We start from the raw sequence: 1,030 nt of genomic DNA, 5'->3' as shown, positions 1-1,030 counted from the left end.
CTTCAGCGGCGGCGGTGGCAGTTTCGGCGGGGGCGGTTCCTCCGGCGGCTGGTGATAACAATAATGAGCAGGCACTTCACGACATGGCATTACTGACTGAACACGAACAACGCAAGGTCGCCGAGGCCATCGCCCGGGTCGAGCGCGACACCGACGCCGAACTGGTGACGGTGCTCGCAGCCCGCGCCGACGACTACGCGTACATCCCGTTGCTGTGGGCCAGCCTGCTGGCGCTGGTGGTGCCGGGAATCGTGCATTACCTGACCGGCTGGCTGACGATGCACAGCCTGTTGCTGGTGCAGTGGATCAGTTTCGTCGTGCTGTGCCTGGTGTTTCGTTTGCCCAAGGTCACCACTCATCTGGTCCCGCGCCACGTCCGGCACTGGCGCGCCTCGAACCTGGCGCGGCGGCAGTTTCTCGAACAGAACCTGCACCACACGGTGGGCAGCACCGGCATGCTGATTTTTGTCTGCGAGGCGGAGCGGTATGTGGAAATTCTGGTGGATGAAGGAATTTCCAAAAAACTGGATAACAAGAGCTGGGACTCGATTGTCGCGGAGTTTACCGAGCAGGTGCGTCAGGGGCAGACGTTGCAGGGTTTTGTCACTTGCATCGAGGCGTGCGGCGAGTTGCTCAAGGTGCATGTGCCGGTGACGCAGGTGAGGAATGAGTTGCCGAATCGGTTGGTGGTGTTGGGGTAGTTTCGGCAGTGTTGTAAGACTTGATATCGCAGCCCTCACCCCAGCCCTCCCGAAACGTCGGACCGCCCGGGGGGAGAGGGAGCCGATTGGGGGATATTGAGGAGATACACCGACTTGAACGATTGGCTTTGAATCCATAATCGACTCGATATTTCAGGTCGATGGATAGCGAAAGACATCTCGGTCGGCTCCCTCTCCCTCCGGGAGTGTATGTACCGGAGACATGGTGAACACATGTTCGGAGACATGGTGGACGGTTTTTAGATCCTCTTACCTGCCGTAACAATCTGCAAGTTCAAGTCGATTCGGGCGATACGATGTCTACTCCA

Annotated in this window: 1 protein-coding gene; it reads left to right on the top strand. The window is 58.4% G+C overall.

Annotated features, from left to right (window positions below; all coding sequences use genetic code 11):
- The first annotated feature begins 83 nt into the window (after positions 1 to 83).
- Complete coding sequence (locus tag J5M72_RS28705) at positions 84 to 701, top strand: TPM domain-containing protein (protein ID WP_207868319.1); 618 nt, start codon at positions 84 to 86, stop codon at positions 699 to 701.
- Positions 702 to 1,030 lie beyond the last annotated feature (329 nt).

It is taken from the genome of Pseudomonas sp. 58(2021) (assembly GCF_017491585.1).
Lineage (GTDB): Bacteria > Pseudomonadota > Gammaproteobacteria > Pseudomonadales > Pseudomonadaceae > Aquipseudomonas > Aquipseudomonas fluorescens_BT.
Note: the sequence above shows the minus strand (reverse complement) of the source record. Positions and strands in the feature narration are given on the sequence as shown.

What these genes read in the sequence shown, in the direction of transcription:
- J5M72_RS28705 (WP_207868319.1), top strand. Translation starts at nt 84, where the DNA reads ATGGCATTACTGACTGAACACGAACAACGCAAGGTCGCCGAGGCCATC.